Source organism: Streptomyces sp. NPDC057307 (assembly GCF_042667665.1).
In the GTDB taxonomy this organism is placed as follows: domain Bacteria; phylum Actinomycetota; class Actinomycetes; order Streptomycetales; family Streptomycetaceae; genus Streptomyces.
The window spans coordinates 1-17,815 of sequence record NZ_JBHUZM010000027.1; the positions used below are offsets into that span (position 1 = coordinate 1).

General features: G+C 68.2%; 18 protein-coding genes. All 18 read right to left on the reverse strand.

Translation table 11 applies throughout. The features are described 5' to 3' along the window. Positions 1 to 112 precede the first annotated feature (112 nt). Positions 113 to 559 carry a DUF2550 domain-containing protein gene (locus ACFUN8_RS13020; protein WP_354604883.1) on the reverse strand — a complete coding sequence of 149 codons (447 nt, stop codon included), beginning with the start codon at positions 557 to 559 and terminating at the stop codon, positions 113 to 115. Positions 560 to 693: 134 nt separating this feature from the next. Further along, complete coding sequence (locus ACFUN8_RS13025; RefSeq protein ID WP_354604884.1) at positions 694 to 1,068, reverse strand: F0F1 ATP synthase subunit epsilon; 375 nt, start codon at positions 1,066 to 1,068, stop codon at positions 694 to 696. A 141-nt stretch (positions 1,069 to 1,209) separates the two neighbouring features. Continuing rightward, entirely contained in the window at positions 1,210 to 2,664 is a 1,455-nt protein-coding gene (gene atpD / locus ACFUN8_RS13030; RefSeq protein ID WP_383635263.1) for a F0F1 ATP synthase subunit beta, read from the reverse strand. Continuing rightward, positions 2,664 to 3,590, reverse strand: coding sequence for a F0F1 ATP synthase subunit gamma (locus ACFUN8_RS13035; RefSeq protein WP_383635266.1), 927 nt, complete (start codon positions 3,588 to 3,590; stop codon positions 2,664 to 2,666). The genes atpD and ACFUN8_RS13035 overlap by 1 nt, the downstream gene beginning before the upstream one ends. A gap of 20 nt (positions 3,591 to 3,610) precedes the next feature. Then, entirely contained in the window at positions 3,611 to 5,209 is a 1,599-nt protein-coding gene (atpA, locus tag ACFUN8_RS13040) for a F0F1 ATP synthase subunit alpha (RefSeq protein ID WP_356586553.1), read from the reverse strand. A 159-nt stretch (positions 5,210 to 5,368) separates the two neighbouring features. Next, entirely contained in the window at positions 5,369 to 6,184 is an 816-nt protein-coding gene (locus tag ACFUN8_RS13045; protein WP_383635270.1) for a F0F1 ATP synthase subunit delta, read from the reverse strand. Further along, a complete protein-coding gene (locus ACFUN8_RS13050; protein WP_383635273.1) occupies positions 6,181 to 6,735 on the reverse strand; it encodes a F0F1 ATP synthase subunit B in 555 nt (184 codons plus the stop codon). Before ACFUN8_RS13050 ends, ACFUN8_RS13045 begins: the two co-directional genes overlap by 4 nt. A 41-nt stretch (positions 6,736 to 6,776) precedes the next feature. Next, complete coding sequence (gene atpE / locus ACFUN8_RS13055) at positions 6,777 to 7,031, reverse strand: ATP synthase F0 subunit C (RefSeq protein WP_078075070.1); 255 nt, start codon at positions 7,029 to 7,031, stop codon at positions 6,777 to 6,779. Between the two features lie 80 nt (positions 7,032 to 7,111). Next, positions 7,112 to 7,924 carry a F0F1 ATP synthase subunit A gene (atpB, locus tag ACFUN8_RS13060; protein WP_382567158.1) on the reverse strand — a complete coding sequence of 271 codons (813 nt, stop codon included), beginning with the start codon at positions 7,922 to 7,924 and terminating at the stop codon, positions 7,112 to 7,114. A 225-nt stretch (positions 7,925 to 8,149) separates the two neighbouring features. Then, a complete protein-coding gene (locus ACFUN8_RS13065; protein WP_383635276.1) occupies positions 8,150 to 8,587 on the reverse strand; it encodes a hypothetical protein in 438 nt (145 codons plus the stop codon). Between the two features lie 265 nt (positions 8,588 to 8,852). Then, the gene (locus ACFUN8_RS13070; RefSeq protein WP_383635279.1) at positions 8,853 to 10,268 is read right to left on the reverse strand and encodes an MraY family glycosyltransferase; all 1,416 of its coding nucleotides are present in this window, start codon (positions 10,266 to 10,268) and stop codon (positions 8,853 to 8,855) included. A 198-nt stretch (positions 10,269 to 10,466) separates the two neighbouring features. Next, complete coding sequence (locus tag ACFUN8_RS13075; RefSeq protein ID WP_023538645.1) at positions 10,467 to 11,108, reverse strand: low molecular weight phosphatase family protein; 642 nt, start codon at positions 11,106 to 11,108, stop codon at positions 10,467 to 10,469. Further along, positions 11,105 to 11,752, reverse strand: coding sequence for an L-threonylcarbamoyladenylate synthase (locus tag ACFUN8_RS13080; protein WP_354604892.1), 648 nt, complete (start codon positions 11,750 to 11,752; stop codon positions 11,105 to 11,107). Before ACFUN8_RS13080 ends, ACFUN8_RS13075 begins: the two co-directional genes overlap by 4 nt. A 215-nt stretch (positions 11,753 to 11,967) precedes the next feature. Continuing rightward, positions 11,968 to 12,807 carry a peptide chain release factor N(5)-glutamine methyltransferase gene (gene prmC / locus ACFUN8_RS13085; protein ID WP_189105624.1) on the reverse strand — a complete coding sequence of 280 codons (840 nt, stop codon included), beginning with the start codon at positions 12,805 to 12,807 and terminating at the stop codon, positions 11,968 to 11,970. Positions 12,808 to 12,939: 132 nt separating this feature from the next. Continuing rightward, on the reverse strand, positions 12,940 to 14,031 hold the full coding sequence (gene prfA / locus ACFUN8_RS13090) for a peptide chain release factor 1 (protein ID WP_383635282.1): 1,092 nt from the start codon (positions 14,029 to 14,031) through the stop codon (positions 12,940 to 12,942). A gap of 194 nt (positions 14,032 to 14,225) precedes the next feature. Then, on the reverse strand, positions 14,226 to 14,453 hold the full coding sequence (gene rpmE / locus ACFUN8_RS13095) for a 50S ribosomal protein L31 (RefSeq protein ID WP_023538649.1): 228 nt from the start codon (positions 14,451 to 14,453) through the stop codon (positions 14,226 to 14,228). 167 nt (positions 14,454 to 14,620) lie between these two features. Next, positions 14,621 to 15,721 carry an LCP family protein gene (locus ACFUN8_RS13100; RefSeq protein WP_383635285.1) on the reverse strand — a complete coding sequence of 367 codons (1,101 nt, stop codon included), beginning with the start codon at positions 15,719 to 15,721 and terminating at the stop codon, positions 14,621 to 14,623. A gap of 244 nt (positions 15,722 to 15,965) precedes the next feature. Further along, positions 15,966 to 17,594, reverse strand: coding sequence for a trypsin-like serine protease (locus ACFUN8_RS13105; RefSeq protein ID WP_383635288.1), 1,629 nt, complete (start codon positions 17,592 to 17,594; stop codon positions 15,966 to 15,968). Positions 17,595 to 17,815 lie beyond the last annotated feature (221 nt).

The window sequence follows — 17,815 nt, forward strand, 5'->3', positions numbered from 1 at the left end:
CGGGCACCGTCCCCCTCGTCGTTGCCCCGGAAGGCGCCGCCCCGGAGGACGCCGCGTCGGAAGGCACCGTCTCGTAAGGCGCCGCCTCGCAAAGCGCCGCGTATCGGAAGACTCAGGCGACGTTCACCCGCTGGCCGGGCGGCGCCGCCTCCAGCCAGGCGAGAAAGCCGGTCAGCGCGTCCTCGCTCATCGCCAGCTCCAGGCGCGTCCCCTTGTGGTCGCAGCCGAGCACGACGGAGTCGGAGAGCAGCGCCAGCTCCTCCTCGCCCTCGGGCGCGCGCCGGGCGCGCACCTCGATGGCCGAGCGCTCAAGGCTGCGGCGGGGCCGCGGAGAGTACGAGAAGACCCGGAACCAGTTGATCCGGTCGCCGCTGTAGCGGGCCACGCCGTACACCCAGCCCTTGCCGGACGTGTCGGGTTCCTCGGCCACGTTCCAGCGCAGCGAACAGTCGAAGGTCCCTCCGGACCGCTGGATCAGCCGTCGGCGCAGCCCGAAGACGAAGAGCCCCACCGCAACCAGTACGACGACCAGTCCACAGACAAGCAGAGCGAGGACCATCGAAACCGACCTCCTCGCCTCATCGAGTAACCCGTACGAACAAACAGAAACAGCGGCCGCATCGCCTCAGCCGCGACACGGTCTGGATGACTCCAGAACGGGCCGCGGCTGAGGGTAATTCCAGGAGCGGTGCGTCAGCGCACCGCCACAGCGCGCAGTCGGACATCGGCCCGACGCTCGGCGGCGTCGTCCTCACCCGACTTGGCACGCTCCAGCGCGCGCTCGGCGCGCTGGGCATCGATCTCGTCGGCCAGCTCGGCGATCTCCGCGAGCAGCGAGAGCTTGTTGTCGGCGAACGAGAGGAAACCGCCGTGCACAGCGGCGACGACCGTTCCGCCCTCGGTCGTACGGATGGTCACGGGGCCCGACTCCAGCACACCGAGCAGCGGCTGGTGACCGGGCATGACGCCGATGTCGCCGGACGTGGTGCGCGCGACGACCAGGGTGGCCTCGCCGGACCAGACACTGCGGTCCGCGGCGACCAGCTCGACGTGCAGCTCAGCAGCCAAGGGTGGCTCCTCGGGTCACCACCCGGCTCTGTCGCCGGGTGTTGGTCTAGATTCTATGGGGTTCACGATCGGCGCTTCGGCGGGGGGCGGTTCGGGGCCGCCCCCCGCCGAACGAGTCGACGACTCGGGTGAGTCGACGGCTCAGGAGATGCCGAGCTCCTTGGCGTTGGCCTTCAGGTCCTCGATACCACCGCACATGAAGAACGCCTGCTCGGGGAAGTGGTCGTAATCCCCGTCGCAGATCGCGTTGAACGCGGCGACCGACTCGTCGAGCGGTACGTCGGAGCCGTCCAGGCCGGTGAACTGCTTGGCGGCGTGGGTGTTCTGCGACAGGAAGCGCTCGACGCGACGGGCACGGTGGACAACGAGCTTGTCCTCCTCGCCCAGCTCGTCGATACCGAGGATCGCGATGATGTCCTGGAGGTCCTTGTTCTTCTGCAGGATTCCCTTGACGCGGCTGGCCGTGTCGTAGTGCGCCTGCGAGATGTAACGCGGGTCCAGGATGCGGGACGTCGAGTCCAGCGGGTCGACCGCCGGGTAGATGCCCTTCTCCGAGATCGGACGCGACAGCACGGTCGTCGCGTCGAGGTGCGCGAAGGTCGTGGCCGGGGCCGGGTCGGTCAGGTCGTCCGCCGGCACGTAGATCGCCTGCATCGAGGTGATCGAGTGACCGCGGGTCGAGGTGATGCGCTCCTGGAGCACACCCATCTCGTCCGCCAGGGTCGGCTGGTAACCCACCGCGGACGGCATACGGCCGAGCAGCGTGGAGACCTCGGAACCGGCCTGGGTGAAGCGGAAGATGTTGTCGATGAAGAGCAGCACGTCCTGCTTCTGCACATCGCGGAAGTACTCCGCCATGGTCAGGGCGGACAGGGCGACCCGCAGACGGGTGCCCGGCGGCTCGTCCATCTGGCCGAAGACCAGCGCGGTCTTGTCCAGAACGCCCGACTCGGTCATCTCGTCGATGAGGTCGTTGCCCTCACGGGTGCGCTCACCGACACCGGCGAACACGGAAACACCGTCGTGCAGCTTCGCCACACGCATGATCATTTCCTGGATGAGGACCGTCTTGCCGACGCCCGCACCACCGAACAGACCGATCTTGCCGCCCTTGACGTACGGGGTCAGCAGGTCGACGACCTTCAGGCCGGTCTCGAACATCTCGGTCTTGGACTCGAGCTGGTCGAAGGCCGGGGCCTTGCGGTGGATCGGCCAGCGCTCGGTGATCTGAGCCTTGCCCTCCGGGTCGTTCAGGATCTCGCCGAGGGTGTTGAACACCTTGCCCTTGGTGACGTCACCGACGGGCACCGAGATACCGGCGCCGGTGTCCGACACCACGGCCTGGCGGACCAGACCGTCGGTCGGCTGCATCGAGACGGCGCGTACGACTCCGTCACCCAGGTGCTGGGCGACTTCGAGCGTCAGCGTCTTCTTCTTGCCGTCCTCGGCCGGGTCGGCCACCTCGACGTGCAGTGCGTTGTAGATCTCCGGCATCGCGTCGACGGGGAACTCCACGTCGACGACCGGGCCGATGACCCGGGACACGCGGCCCGTGGCCGTGCTTCCCGGGGTGGCCGCCTCAACTGTGGTCGTCATTACTTTTCACTCCCCGCGGTCGCGTCGGCCAGGGCGCTGGCGCCACCGACGATCTCGCTGATTTCCTGGGTGATTTCGGCCTGGCGGGCCGCGTTGGCAAGCCGGGAGAGGCTCTTGATGAGATCCCCGGCGTTGTCGGTCGCCGACTTCATCGCGCGGCGGGTGGCCGCGTGCTTGGAAGCGGCGGCCTGGAGCAGCGCGTTGTAGATACGGCTCTCGACGTAGCGCGGCAGAAGGGCGTCGAGGACGTCCTCCGCCGACGGCTCGAAGTCGAACAGCGGCAGGATCTCGTGCTTCTTCGCCGCGTCCTCGTCCTGGTTCGCCGCGTCGGCGAGGGAGAGGGGCAGCAGCCGGTTCTGCACCGGCGTCTGCGTCAGCATCGAGACGAACTCGGTGAAGACGATGTGGAGTTCGTCCACGCCGCCGTCCGCCGTGTCCCGCTGGACCGCCTCGATCAGCGGCCCCGCGACCTTCTTGGCGTCCGCGTAGGTCGGACTGTCGGTGAAGCCGGTCCACGACTCCGTGACCTTGATCTCACGGAAGCCGTAGTAGGCGACACCCTTGCGGCCGACGATGTACGTGTCGACCTCTTTGCCCTCACTCGTGAGCCGCTCGGTGAGCCGCTCCGCCGCCTTGATGGCGTTGGAGGAGTAGCCGCCGGCCAGTCCGCGGTCGCTCGTGACGAGCAGTACCGCGGCCCGGACCGGAGACTCGACCTCCGTGGTCAGGGGGTGCTTGGTGTTGGATCCGGTCGCCACCGCCGTGACCGCGCGGGTGAGCTCGGTCGCGTACGGCGTGGATGCCGTCACCTGGCGCTGCGCCTTGACGATGCGCGAGGCGGCGATCATCTCCATCGCCTTGGTGATCTTCTTGGTCGCGGTGACGGATTTGATGCGACGCTTGTAGACCCGGAGCTGGGCTCCCATGAGTCAGGTCCCTTCCGTCGTCACTTGGAGACGTTGACGCCGGCCGGGGCGTCGTCGCCCAGAAGCTTGCCGTCCGAGGTCTCGAACTGCTTCTTGAAGTTGGCGATGGCGTCACCGATGGACTCGACCGTGTCGTCCGACATCTTGCCGCCCTCGGCGATGCTGGTCAGCAGCTCCTTGCGCTCGCGGCGCAGGTGCTCCAGCAGCTCGGTCTCGAAGCGGCTGATGTCCTCGACCGGGACGTCGTCCATCTTGCCGGTGGTGCCGGCGAAGATGGAGACGACCTGCTCCTCGACGGGGTACGGCGCGTACTGCGGCTGCTTCAGCAGCTCGACCATGCGCTGACCACGCTGGAGCGACGCCTTCGACGCGGCGTCCAGGTCGGAACCGAAGGCGGCGAACGCCTCCAGCTCGCGGTACTGGGCGAGGTCCACGCGCAGTCGGCCCGACACCTGGCGCATGGCCCGGTGCTGGGCGGAGCCGCCGACTCGGGAGACCGAGATACCGACGTTCAGCGCGGGCCGCTGGCCGGCGTTGAACAGGTCGGACTCCAGGAAGCACTGGCCGTCGGTGATGGAGATGACGTTGGTCGGAATGAACGCCGACACGTCGTTCGCCTTGGTCTCGACGATGGGCAGGCCCGTCATCGAACCGGCGCCCATGTCGTCGGAGAGCTTGGCGCAGCGCTCCAGCAGACGCGAGTGCAGGTAGAAGACGTCGCCCGGGTAGGCCTCGCGGCCCGGCGGACGGCGCAGCAGCAGCGAGACGGCGCGGTAGGCGTCGGCCTGCTTCGACAGGTCGTCGAAGATGATCAGGACGTGCTTGCCCTGGTACATCCAGTGCTGGCCGATGGCCGAACCGGTGTACGGGGCCAGGTACTTGAAGCCCGCCGGGTCGGACGCCGGGGCGGCGACGATCGTCGTGTACTCAAGAGCGCCGGCCTCTTCCAGCGCACCGCGTACGGACGCGATGGTGGAGCCCTTCTGGCCGATGGCGACGTAGATGCAGCGCACCTGCTTGTTCACGTCGCCCGAGCGCCAGTTGTCGCGCTGGTTGATGATGGTGTCGACGGCCAGGGCGGTCTTGCCGGTCTGGCGGTCGCCGATGATCAGCTGACGCTGGCCTCGGCCGATCGGCACCATCGAGTCGACGGCCTTGTAGCCGGTCTGCATCGGCTCGTGCACCGACTTACGGACCATGACGCCCGGAGCCTGCAGCTCCAGGGCGCGGCGGCCGTCGGTCGCGATCTCGCCGAGACCGTCGATCGGGGTGCCGAGCGGGTCGACGACACGGCCGAGGTAACCCTCGCCGACGCCGACGGAGAGCACCTCGCCGGTACGGGTGACCGACTGCCCCTCCTCGATACCGCTGAACTCACCGAGGACGACCGCGCCGATCTCGCGCTCCTCCAGGTTGAGGGCGAGACCCAGGGTCCCGTCCTCGAACTTCAGCAGTTCGTTCGCCATGGCCGAGGGCAGACCCTCGACCTTCGCGATGCCGTCACCGGCAACGCTGACCGTCCCGACCTCCTCGCGCGAGGCCGCGTCCGGCTTGTACGACTGGACAAAGTTCTCCAGCGCATCCCGGATCTCCTCCGGCCGGATCGTGAGCTCCGCCATCTGGATTCCCTGCTCTCCTTGTTGGGCCCGAAGTTCTATGGGGGTCTGGGGGCGACCCCCAGGAATCTTCTGCAATTTCTGCACGGCCCAACCGGGCCGCAGTTCTTGATCTCTGTATGTGTGTCTGTAATCCGGCTATGACGTACCGACCGTCGGCCTTCAGCCGGCCAGCCGCCGTGCCGCCTCGTCGAGACGTTCCACGACCGTGCCGTTGACGACCTCGTCGCCGACGCGGACCGAGACTCCGCCGAGGACCTCGGGGTCCACGTCGAGGTTCAGATGCATCGGGTGGCCGTACAGCCTGGCCAGGGCGGCGCCGAGGCGCTGCTTCTGGCCTTCGGTGAGCGGCACCGCCGACGTGACGACCGCCACCATCCGGTCCCGGCGCGCCGCGGCGAGCCGGGACAGGGTCTGGAGACCCGCTTCCAGGCTACGTCCACGGGGCTGGGTGACGAGGCGGACGACCAGCCGCTCGGTACTGGGGTTGGCCCGGCCGCCGAGCAGGCTGGTCAGCAGCGTGCTCTTGGCCGACACCGTCGCCGCCTGGTCGGTCAGGGCGGCACGCAGCTCGGTGCTGGACTCGACGATCCGGCCGAACCGGAACAGCTCGTCCTCGACGTCGTCGAGGCCACCGGCCCGCTGCGCGGCGGTCAGCTCGGCGAGAGCCGACAGCTCCTCCACCGAGTCGACCAGGTCACGCGGGCGTGACCAGCGGGACCGGACCATGCCGGTGACCAGGTCGACGGTCTCGCCGCCCACCTGTCCGCCCAGCAGTCCGCCGGCCAGCTCGGCCTTGGACTCGCCGGACCGCGCCGGGTCGGTCAGGACCCGGCGCAGCGACACCTCGCGGTGGAGCAGCGCGGTGACGGCGGTCAGCTCCTCGGCCAGCTTCGCCGCGTCGACCGAGGTGTTGTCGGTCAGCGCGTCGAGACGCTCCCGTGCGGCGGCCAGCGCCGCGCGGCTCGCCCCATTCATCGGGCGGCCTCGACCGTCGACGCGCCGTCCTCGAGCTCGTCGAGGAAGCGGTCGATGGTGCGGCTCTGCCGGGCGCTGTCCTCAAGGGACTCCCCGACGAGCTTGCCGGCCAGGTCGGTGGCGAGCTTGCCGACGTCCCGGCGCAGTGCCGAGGCGGCGGCCTTGCGGTCGGCCTCGATCTGGGCGTGGCCGGCGGCGACGATCTCCTCGCGCTGCCGCTGCCCCTCCGCCTTCATCTCCTGGATGATGGTGGCGCCCTGTTCGGTCGCCTCCTGGCGGAGACGGGCCGCCTCGTGACGCGCTTCGGCGAGCTGGGCCTTGTACTGCTCCAGGACGCTCTGCGCCTCGGTCTTGGCCTCTTCCGCCTTCTCGATGCCACCTTCGATGGCCTCACGGCGCTCGTCCAGAACCTTGTTGATGTTCGGGAGGAGCTTCTTGGCGAGGAAGCCGAAGACGATGGCGAAGGCGATCAGGCCGATGATGAGCTCGTCAAGATGCGGGACGAGCGGATTCTGAGCCTCCGCCTCTGCCGCAACGTAGAGAGCGTTCACATCAATGCCTTCCGTGAAAGGGAACGGGCTGTCGGTCCGGCTTACTGGTAGACGAAGCCCATGACGATGCCGATGAGGGCGAGCGCCTCACAGAAGGCGAAACCCATGATCTGGTTGGTGCGGATCAGGCCGGCCGCCTCAGGCTGACGGGCGAGGGCCTGGGTGCCGTTACCGAAGATGATGCCGACGCCGACGCCGGGGCCGATCGCGGCCAGGCCGTAGCCGATCGAGGCCACGTTGCCGACGACGGTGGTCTTGGCGGAGGCGAGGTTGACCAATTCGAGAGCAGCGGACATGCCGTTACTTCCTTCTCTTTCACGGACCGGGTGGGGGTTGGCCACCGGACGTCTGTTGGTTCTGGTTAACGGGGCCGGGCTCAGTGGCTCTTGGCGAGCGCGCCCTGGATGTAGCTGGAGGCCAGGAGTACGAAGACGTACGCCTGGACGGCCTGGATGAAGAGTTCGAAGATGGTCATGACGAGCACCATCACGAACGAGGCACCGGCGTAGACGAAGCCCAGCCCGTTCATCAGGTACCACGTGGCCAGCGTGAACATGACGATGAGCAGGTGACCGGCGAACATGTTGGCGAACAGCCGGACCGCGTGGGTGAAGGGCCTGATCAGCAGGTTCGAGAAGAACTCGATCACCACGACGAGCGGCAGGACCCAGCCGAGCGACTTGTCGTAGCCGGTGATGTTCTTCCAGCCACCGACGAATCCGTGGGTCTTGAACGTCAGGCTGACCCACACGATGTAGACGATGATCGCGAGTGCGGCCGGGAAGGCGATCAGCGAGGGGACCGGGAACTGGGCGAGCGGAATGATCGACCAGAGGTTCATCAGCCAGACGAAGAAGAAGAGCGACACCATCAAGGGGACGTACTTCTCACCGTCCTTCTTGCCGATGATCTCGTAGACGATGCCGCGGCGGACGAAGTCGTAACCGGCCTCGCCGATCATCTGGACCTTGCCCGGTACCAACTTCGGCTTGTTGAACGCCGCCCAGAAGAATCCGACAACCACGATCGTGCTCAGCAGAGCGAGCAGCATCGGCTTGTTGAACTCGAAGCCGGCCACCTCGAAGATCGGCTTGTACATGAACGTATGGAGGCCCGGAGCCGGGAACCCGCAGCCGGAAAAGATATGGCAGCTCGCATCGAAGGCGAGGGTCTGGGGATCAGCACTCACCGCGGGCTCCTTCAGCGTGGCGCATAGGTACGGCAACCTCGTTGTGTCGGCGCGGCACGAAGCCACGGTTCGGCACTGGACTGGTCTGACAGATGTGGGGGCGGCTCTCAGGCATGGAGCCTCGCGATGGAACAGGCGTCAGCTCGGATGCCCGCGCCCGCAATGCCGCAGTTGGAACCGGACGATAGCAGGATCCCGAACGGGCACTTATCCCGGCCCTACCCTTCACGCCGAGGACCCCGTCTTCTCGGCCTTACCGGCCGACGAGGACTCGGGCTCGACGTAAAGGATCTTGGCCTTCATGTACGCGCGGGCCTGCGCGGCGATCCAGACGAGGGTCGTCGCGAGGAGCGTGAACCCGAAGGCCTTCGGGTTGAAGAGCGTGGTGTCCTTGAAGACCGCCAGGAAGACGAGCAGCAGCAGCAACTGGGCGGTGTAGAGCATCAGCCCCATCGCCTGGAAGAGATGCGGCAGCGACTTCGCGGTCCGCTGGAGCACCGTGAGCCCGATACCCATGAAGAGAAGGACCACCACTACACCGACAGCGGCTCCCAGAGCGCCCTTGCCGCCACTGACCACACCGCTGATCACCGCGGCGATGACGCCGGCGGCGGCGGTGGGTACGGCGGAATTGAGCAGGATCCGGACGTCGTTGGTCGGCATGGCGGCAGCTCCGCTTGCTGGGTGGGGCAGATGGTGTCGTCATGGACGAGCGTAGGCCCGGTCCGAGAGTTGGATTCTCGGGCCAACGGACCGTCGCACTACGGTCCTTCGGCTCTGGCGCCGGGTCTCGTGAACGGTATCACAAACTATTTGATGAGGTCTTTACCATGAACGTGTGCTTACCGTCACACATGAGGCGTAATTCGCGCGTCTGAGCCGGACAGCGAGCCGTCTTGTCTGGTAATGGGGCACGTTGAGGCAATTCTCAGTACGCCGAATCCGCCTTGCGTCGATCGGGGAAGTGAGATCGCGGTCCGATCGCGGTCGCCCCGTTGACGCCCGCCGGGACCGGAGCCGGTCCGTCGGCCGGTACACCGTCGGTCGCGAGTGAATCGTGAGGCACCTGTGATCCGGCGCCCTCCGGGCGCTCCTTCGACTCCGGCGCCTCGTGGGTCCCGTCCGCCAACTCCCCCTGGCCGCGCCGCCGGCGGCGCCGGTAGCGGGGCGGCACGACGGCCTCGGCCCAGCGCGGGGCGCGCGGTGTGAAGCGCGGCAGCAGGAGGAGCAGCAGGCCAAGCGCGCTCAGCACGACGACCGCGAACACGATCCACATCGTGGACATGGTGGACGAGGAGTGGACCGAGTACAGCACCACACCGAAGGCGATCAGCGCCGACCAGAAGTACATGATCAGTACGGCCCTGCTGTGCGAGTGCCCGATCTCCAGCAGTCGGTGGTGGAGATGGCCGCGGTCGGCGGCGAACGGCGACTGGCCGTTCCAGGTGCGGCGCACGATCGCGAGGACGAGGTCGGCGACCGGGATCGCGATGATCGTCAACGGCAGCAGCAGCGGGATGAAGACCGGCAGCGCGGCGTGCGTCGCCTCACGGGTCGAGCCGTCCGCGTAGATCTTCAGGGCGTCCGGATCGACCTGCCCCGTAACGGAGATGGCGCCCGTCGCCAGGACCAGACCGATCAGCATCGAGCCCGAGTCGCCCATGAAGATCCGGGCCGGATGCATGTTGTGCGGCAGGAAGCCGATCCCCATGCCCATCAGGATCGCGGCGAAGAGGGTGGCGGGGGCGGCGGCCTCGATGCCGTAGCCGTACCAAATGCGGTACGCGTAGAGGAAGAACGCCGCCGCGGCGATACAGACCATGCCGGAGGCCAGGCCGTCGAGTCCGTCGACGAAGTTGACCGCGTTGATGGTGATGACGACGAGCGCGACGGTGAGGAGCGTGCCCTGCCACGACGTCAGCGCGACGGTGCCGACGCCGGGAACCGGGATCCACAGGATCGTCAGACCCTGCATCACCATCACACCGGCGGCGATCATCTGGCCGCCGAGCTTGATCAGGGCGTCGATCTCGAACTTGTCGTCCAGGACACCGATCAGCCAGATCAGCGCGGCTCCGGAGAGCAGCGCGCGCGGCTCGTTCGACTGCTCGAAGACCCCGCTGAGATTCTGCAGGTTGCTCGCGACCAGAAGTCCGGCGCACAGGCCGAAGAACATCGCGATACCGCCGAGACGCGGTGTCGGTTCGCGGTGGACGTCGCGGGCGCGGATCGCGGGCATCGCGCCGATCGCGATGGCGAACTTCCGCACCGGACCGGTCAACAGATATGTCACCGCGGCCGTCACGCAGAGCGTCAGCAGGTAATCACGCACAGGCTGCCCCACAGGAATCGCCGACCGTCTGAGCCACACACACTAACTCGGAGAAGGACGGCTGATGGAATGCGCGTAGCCACATGAGGTAAGGACTTACACGGCGGCGCGATGGTTGCACAAACTCGCCCCACCTTATGCCCCGCCGCGTTTCTCACCGTACGTCGCCGCAGTTCAACGGTGTGCGAGCGGGGGCGTGCCGGGCCGCTGTCAGTGCCGGGTCGGTACGCCCGTGAGCGCCGTCACCACCGGGTCCAGCGCCTGGTGGATCTCGTCGCCGATGGAGCGGAAGAAGGTGATGGGCGCGCCGTACGGGTCGTAGACCTCGTCCGCCTCCGCGTTGGGGGCCAGCAGCCATCCGCGCAGCGCGGCGGCGGCACGCACCAGCGCACGGGCGCGCTCGACCACGCCCTCGTCGAGGGGATCGGGCAGCGTCGCCGGGTCTATGGCCCGTACGAGACGCGTGAACTCCTTCAGCGTGAAGGTCCGCAGCCCCGCCGAGTGCCCCATCGAGATGACCTGCGCCCGGTGGTCACGCGTCGCCGTGAGGACCAGGTCCGCGCGGATGACGTGCTCGTCCAGCAGCTCCCGCCCGACGAAGCCGGACGGGTCCGCGCCGAAATCCGCCAGGACGGCCTCCGCGTTGGCCTCCATCGAGGCCCCCTCGTGTCCCCAGGTTCCCGCGCTCTCCACGATCAGCCCGCCCGTGAGCCGCTCGCCGAGGCGGTCGCTCAGGGCATGCCGGTTCAGCCGCTCGGTGATGGGCGAGCGGCACACGTTGCCGGTGCTGACGTGGAGGATGCGGAAGGTGTCGGGGAGTCCCGCTATGCCACGCCCCTCAGGGGCGGTCAATTGGCCACCTCGAGGTCGGGTACGACCTTGCGCAGCTCGTCGGCGTCGACGGCGCCCGCGCGCAGCAGCAGCGGGACCTTGCCGGTCACGTCCACGATCGACGACGGCACGATGCCGGGCGTCCGGCCCCCGTCGAGATACACCGACACGGCGTCCGCCAGCATCTCCTGGGCGGCGTCGCAGTCCTCCGGCGCGGGGTGTCCGGTCAGGTTGGCGCTGGAGACGGCCATCGGGCCGACCTCGGTCAGCAGCTCGATCGCGACGGGGTGCAGCGGCATCCGGATCGCGACGGTGCCACGGGTGTCGCCGAGGTCCCACTGGAGCGAGGGCTGGTGCTTGGCGACGAGCGTGAGGGCGCCGGGCCAGAAGGCGTCGACCAGCTCCCACGCCTGCTCCGAGAAGTCCGTGACCAGGCCGTGCAGGGTGTTCGGGGAGCCGATGAGCACAGGTGTGGGCATGTTGCGGCCACGGCCCTTGGCGTCGAGGAGGTCGGCGACGGCCTCGGAGCTGAACGCGTCGGCGCCGAGCCCGTAGACGGTGTCGGTGGGCAGGACGACGAGCTCGCCGCGACGGACGGCGGACGCGGCTTCACGCAGACCGGTCGTACGGTCGGTCGCGTCGTTGCAGTCGTATCGCCGTGCCATCTAACTGCCCTCTTTCTGTGTTTTTTGGTGTGCTCGGTTCGCCTCCGGGGCGCTCAAGCGCCTGTCGACGGTCGACCGTGCTCGCCCCCTCGTTCCTCGGGGGCTCTGCGCGCTCTCCCTTTCGACAGGCGCGCGCCCCTTCGGCTCACTCGCAGAAAGCCCCGGGGCTGAGGTCACGACGTGAGGGGTCGTCGTTGTCGTCCCTGTTCCGCTGGTCACGGCATGGCCTTGCGGGCCGTCGCGAAGCGGGGGCGTTTGTTCAGGTCCGGGTGGTCGGCCGCGTCCGCCCAGCCGGCCTCCTCGCTGAAGATCCACGGGACCTGCCCGCCCTGGGTGTCCGCGTGCTCCACGACCACGAGGCCGCCGGGCCGCAGCAGCCGGTGCGCGGTGCGTTCGATCCCGCGGATCGTGTCGAGGCCGTCCTCGCCGGAGAAGAGCGCCATCTCCGGGTCGTGGTCACGGGCCTCGGGCGCCACGTACTCCCACTCGGTGAGCGGGATGTACGGCGGGTTGGAGATCACCAGGTCGACCTGGCCGTCGAAGTCGGGAAGGGCCGTCAGAGCGTCTCCGCGGTGCACGGTGACCCTGGACCCCTCGGCGTTCCTCCGCGTCCAGGTGAGGGCGTCCTCGGACAGCTCCACGGCGTGCACACGCGAGCGCGGCACCTCCTGTGCCATGGCGAGCGCGATCGCGCCGGATCCCGAGCAGAGATCGACGATCAGCGGCTCGACGACATCCATCGCGCGGACCGCGTCTATGGCCCAGCCGACGACGGACTCGGTCTCCGGCCGGGGCACGAACACCCCTGGCCCGACCTGGAGTTCCAGATACCGGAAGAAGACCCGCCCGGTGATGTGCTGGAGCGGTTCGCGGGCCTCGCGGCGCGCGACGGTCTCCCAGTAGCGGGCGTCGAACTCCTCGTCCACGACGCTGTGCAGCTCTCCGCGCTTGACGCCGTGCACGAACGCGGCGAGTTCCTCCGCGTCGAACCGCGGCGACGGCACGCCCGCGTCGGCCAGCCGCTGGGTGGCCTGGGCCACCTCGGCAAGCAGCAGACTGCGGGGGGCGGGCCCGCGGCGGAGCCGCTGGGGGTCGCTGGGCCCCCCAGAAGGTGGCTGCACGCTGGTTCCTCCTGAGACGTGGACGGGGAGGGGGACGTGTTCGGTACGGGAGTGGCGGACGTGGGCTCAGGCGGCCGCGAGCTTCGCCGCCGAGTCGGCGTCGACGCAGGCCTGGATCACTGCCGCCAGCTCACCGTCGAGCACTTGGTCCAAGTTGTACGCCTTGAAGCCGACGCGGTGGTCCGAGATCCGGTTTTCCGGGAAGTTGTACGTACGGATCTTCTCGGACCGGTCGACGGTACGCACCTGGCTGCGCCGGACGTCGGCCGCGTTCTTCTCCGCCTCCTCCTGTGCCGCGGCGAGCAGCCGCGAGCGCAGGATACGCATGGCCTGCTCCTTGTTCTGGAGCTGGCTCTTCTCGTTCTGGCAGGAAGCGACGACGCCGGTGGGCAGATGCGTGATCCGGACGGCGGAGTCGGTCGTGTTGACGGACTGGCCGCCGGGGCCCGACGAGCGGTAGACGTCGATACGCAGGTCGTTGGCGACGATCTCCACGTCGACCTCCTCGGCCTCCGGCGTCACGAGGACACCGGCCGCCGAGGTGTGGATCCGGCCCTGCGACTCGGTGGAGGGCACGCGCTGCACGCGGTGCACCCCGCCCTCGTACTTGAGCCGCGCCCAGACGCCCTGTCCCGGCTCGGTGGCCCCGTTGCCGCCCTTGGTCTTCACGGCGACCTGGACGTCCTTGTAACCGCCCAGCTCGGACTCGGTGGCGTCGATGATCTCGGTCTTCCAGCCCACGCGCTCGGCGTACCGCAGATACATCCGCAGGAGGTCACCGGCGAACAGCGCCGACTCGTCGCCGCCCGCGCCCGCCTTGATCTCCAGGATGACGTCCTTGTCGTCGCTGGGGTCACGCGGTACGAGCAGCAGGCGGAGCTTCTCGGTCAGCTCGTCGCGCTGCTTCTCCAGCACCTTGGCCTCGGCGGCGAACTCGCCGGCCGACGCGTCCGTGGGGTCCGCCGCGAACTCCCGGGCCGTCTCGATGTCGTCCCCGGTCTGCTTCCAGGCGTGGAACGCCCCGATGATCGGGGTCAGTTCGGCGTACCGCTTGTTGAGCTTGCGGGCATGCGCCTGGTCCGCGTGGACCGACGGGTCGGCGAGCTTCTTCTCCAGGTCGGCGTGCTCGCCGACCAGTTCCTCGACCGCCTCGAACATTCGGGGGCTCCTGGGTTGCGTACGTAGATGCTGCGCGAAGACGCTGTGAATGGCCTGAAGGGCGTGACCGGCACGGCTGCCGTGACCGCCGGCCGCCGTGCCTGCCGTGACCGCCCGTGAACGTGCTGCGGGACGGCAAAGCGCCGGTCCCGACGCCCCAGGGCAGGGGCGCCGAGAACCGGCGCAGTGGCTCGCTACTTGTTGGCGGAGCCGGCGGCAGCCTTGCCGAAGCGGGCCTCGAAGCGGGCCACACGGCCACCGGTGTCGAGGATCTTCTGCTTGCCCGTGTAGAACGGGTGGCACTCGGAGCAGATTTCGGCACGGACCGAGCCCGATTCGATCGTGCTGCGAGTGGTGAACGACGCACCGCAGGTACAGCTGACCTGGGTCTCGACGTACGTGGGGTGGATGTCGCGCTTCAAGGTGTCTCCTAGGGAACATCCTCGCCAGGCGAGGAAGGCGCCGGGTCGCACGCGCGGATGCTCGTACGTGAACCGGGACCGACGGACCAGTCTGCCAGGACCGGCCGTATCTCCAAAACCGGGGTGACCCCGGATCTATTCCGCCGCCGCGCGGTGCGCTCGCGCCGTCATCCGCCCGTGACCACGTCGGCGGCGTCGCCCTTGTCGCCGGCGGACTGCTCCGTCGCCGACGCGGGGATCGGCCTGTCGGCGCGCAGGGCGGTCCACACCTGCTGGGACGCCTTCTCCAGCGGTACGACGCGGTTCGGGTCGGCCGGGTCGTACTCGACGGGCAGCGTGATCATGTTGACGTCCGAGGCGCCGAGACTCTTCAGACCGCCGGCGAAGCCCGCGAGTTCCCTGACCGAGTCCAGTTCGGAGTCGGGGGTGATCGCGCGGGTCGCGGTGTCGCCGAGGTCGTACAGCTTCTTGGGGCTGCTGAGCAGGCCGATCTCCTTGACCTGGGTGATCAGCGCCTTGATGAACGCCTGCTGGAGCTGGATCCGGCCCAGGTCGCTGCCGTCGCCGACGCTCTTGCGGGTCCGGACGAGGCCGAGCGCCTGCTCACCGTCGAGGGTGTGGGTGCCGGGTTCGAGGTTCAGATGGCTCTTGGAGTCGTCGATGGCCTCCTTGGTGGTGATCCTCACACCGCCGAGGTCGTCGATGAGCTGCTTGAACCCGGTGAAGTCGACCTCGATGTAGTGGTCCATGCGGATGCCGGACATCTTCTCGACGGTCTTCACCGCGCAGGCCGGGCCGCCGACCTCGTACGCCGTGTTGAACATCGCCCGCCGCGCGCCCCCGGCGGTGCCCTCGTCGCTCTCGCAGTCGGGGCGCTCGACGATCGTGTCCCTCGGTACGGAGACGACGCTGGCCGTCTTGTGGCCCTCGTTGACGTGCACGATCATCGCGGTGTCCGAGCGGGCTCCGCCCTGGTCCGCGCCGTACGAGGAGTTGGCGCCGGAGCGCGAGTCGGAGCCGAGGACGAGGATGTCCATCGAGCCGTTGTCGACGTTCACGGGGCGGTCGGTGCCGAGGCTGGCGTTGATGTCGACGCCCTTGATGTTGCCGTTGAGTTTGAAGTACGCGTAGCCGAGACCGGATCCGCCGACGAGCACCAGGGCGGCGGCCGACCAGGCGACCACGGTCGTGGCGCGACGGCGCGCGGTGGGCTTCTTGCGGCGCGATCCGGTCGCGCGTATTCGGCCGCCCTTGCTCTGATCGGTCATGTGCTCCTCAGCTCTCGTCGGCCCTCGTCAGCTCCCGTAGGGCTCCCGTAGCGCTCAGCTCCCGTAGGACTCCCGTAGCGCTGGCGGCTACCCCCTGCCACGGCGTTCAGGCCCGGTTCGCCGTCTGCGGTTCAGACGTGCGGGGCAGCTGGCAGGGTTGCACAACAAGCTGTGGCCCCCGCCGGGGCGGGGGCCACAGGAATGCGCCGGCGAGTGACCGGTCAGCCGGTCCTCACCTGCGGTTTCACGCGATGGTGTAGTAGCTCTGCCAGCCGGTGCCGAGGCTCACGCCTGTGGCGAAGATCTCGGATGTGGCCTTGCCGGTGCCCTTGAGGAGCGACAGGCTGCCGCCCGGGGTACGGACGAGCGCGTCGGCCTTGCCGTCGCCGTTCACGTCACCGGGGGTGACGACGAGGTTGTACGCGGACCAGTCGGCGCGGACGAGGACCGGTGCCTCGAACGGGGCGGTGGACTTGCCGGTGCCCTTCACGAGGTAGAGGGCGTTCGTGCCGCCGCGGCGGACCAGCAGGTCGGCCTTGCCGTCGTTGGTGAAGTCACCGTGGCCGCGGACCTGGTTGTACGCCTGGTAGCCGGTGCCGACCTTGACCGCGGTGTTGAACTTGCCGTTGCCGAAGCTCGGATACACCATCAGGCTGCCGGTGGAGGTGACCGAGAGGAGGTCGCCCTTGCCGTCACCGTTGACGTCGCCGGGGGTGACGATCGCGCGGACCGTCTTCCAGTTGGAGAACATCTTGGTCTTCACGTAGGTCGCGCTGCTCACGGAGCGGTGCAGCCAGTACACGTCGCCGGTCGACGCCTGACGGACGACGAGGTCCTCGTAGCCGTCCCTGTTGAGGTCGGTCTGCACGATGTAGTTGTAGGCGCTGTACGACCCGGAGAACGCCTTGCGGGTGACCTTCTCACCGCTCGACGTGAAGGTGTAGCCGGTGCTGCCCGTGGTGCGGGCGAACGGGTCGGCCCGGTGGTCACGGCTGAAGCTGGTGTCGTCGATGCGCGGCTGGATGGCCGGCACATACGTCGAGACCTTGGTGTACACGTCGTACGTGCCGCCGAAGTTGCACAGCTGGGACTGGGTGGACACGCCCCATGAGGTGACGCCGACGATCCGGCCGCTCACCATCATCGGACTGCCGGAGTCACCGGGGCAGGTCGCCTTGCCCGTGGAGTTGTTCCCGGTGCCGCCGTTGCCCGCGCAGATCATGTGGCCGGGCTTGAACGCGCCCGGCTGGCCGAGCGAGGTGTCGAGGTTCTCCGAGCACTCCGCGTCCGAGCGCAGCGGCTGTGTGACCCGCTGGAGGGTGTCGGCCAGCTGGTCGCTCGGGGACGAGCCGGTCAGGCCCCAGCCGTAGGTGGTGGCGGTGGTGCCCGGCGCGTAGCGGGCCGTGTCGCCGTACGAGGCGGGCTGCGCCGGGGTGCCCGTGAGGGGCTTGGCGAGCGTCAGCAGCGCGATGTCGTTGTCGATCGCGTCCGCGTTGTACGAACCCGCGTAGTACGAGCGGCTGATGCTGACCGCGGTGCCCTCCGCGTTGTCCGGACCGCCGGCGAGCTTGGCCGTGTTGGCCAGGACCATGCCGCGGCCGACCATGTCGAGCGCTTTGCCGTTCTCGTCGGTGACGCAGTGCGCCGCCGTAAGAACCTTGTTGGGCGCGACGAGTGTTCCGCCGCAGGTGAAATAGAAGAGTCCGTCGTTGTCCCACTCGAAGAACAGCTGCACCATCCAGGGGGCGCTGCTGATGGAAGTGTTCGTTCCGCCGATGATGCGCGGCGAGAGATCCTTGGAACTGACGACCTCCGCGCCCTTGGGCGGCAGGAATTTCCGAACTCCGCCGTCGTCGGCCTGGGCGGTACTCACCAGGCCACCGGCGAGGAGGGCAACTGCCGCCGTACCTACGGCAATCAGTCTTCGCAATTTCGAGACAGGTCTGCCTTGAAGCGACACACGCACGCAAATCTCCCACTAATCAAGGGAATTGGTTTGGCGCCGTGTGGGGGGATGGAACGGCTGATCGAATATTACATGCAGAAATCCGCCCCGTCACCGGAGTAACGGGGCGGATCCATGCGGAACTTGAG

Coding starts and splice junctions, on each gene's coding strand:
- ACFUN8_RS13020 (WP_354604883.1), bottom strand. CDS start 559: ATGGTCCTCGCTCTGCTTGTCTGTGGACTGGTCGTCGTACTGGTTGCG.
- atpD (WP_383635263.1), bottom strand. CDS start 2,664: ATGACGACCACAGTTGAGGCGGCCACCCCGGGAAGCACGGCCACGGGC.
- ACFUN8_RS13035 (WP_383635266.1), bottom strand. CDS start 3,590: ATGGGAGCCCAGCTCCGGGTCTACAAGCGTCGCATCAAATCCGTCACC.
- atpA (WP_356586553.1), bottom strand. CDS start 5,209: ATGGCGGAGCTCACGATCCGGCCGGAGGAGATCCGGGATGCGCTGGAG.
- ACFUN8_RS13045 (WP_383635270.1), bottom strand. CDS start 6,184: ATGAATGGGGCGAGCCGCGCGGCGCTGGCCGCCGCACGGGAGCGTCTC.
- atpE (WP_078075070.1), bottom strand. CDS start 7,031: ATGTCCGCTGCTCTCGAATTGGTCAACCTCGCCTCCGCCAAGACCACC.
- ACFUN8_RS13065 (WP_383635276.1), bottom strand. CDS start 8,587: ATGCCGACCAACGACGTCCGGATCCTGCTCAATTCCGCCGTACCCACC.
- ACFUN8_RS13080 (WP_354604892.1), bottom strand. CDS start 11,752: ATGGCACGGCGATACGACTGCAACGACGCGACCGACCGTACGACCGGT.
- prfA (WP_383635282.1), bottom strand. CDS start 14,031: ATGTTCGAGGCGGTCGAGGAACTGGTCGGCGAGCACGCCGACCTGGAG.
- ACFUN8_RS13100 (WP_383635285.1), bottom strand. CDS start 15,721: ATGACCGATCAGAGCAAGGGCGGCCGAATACGCGCGACCGGATCGCGC.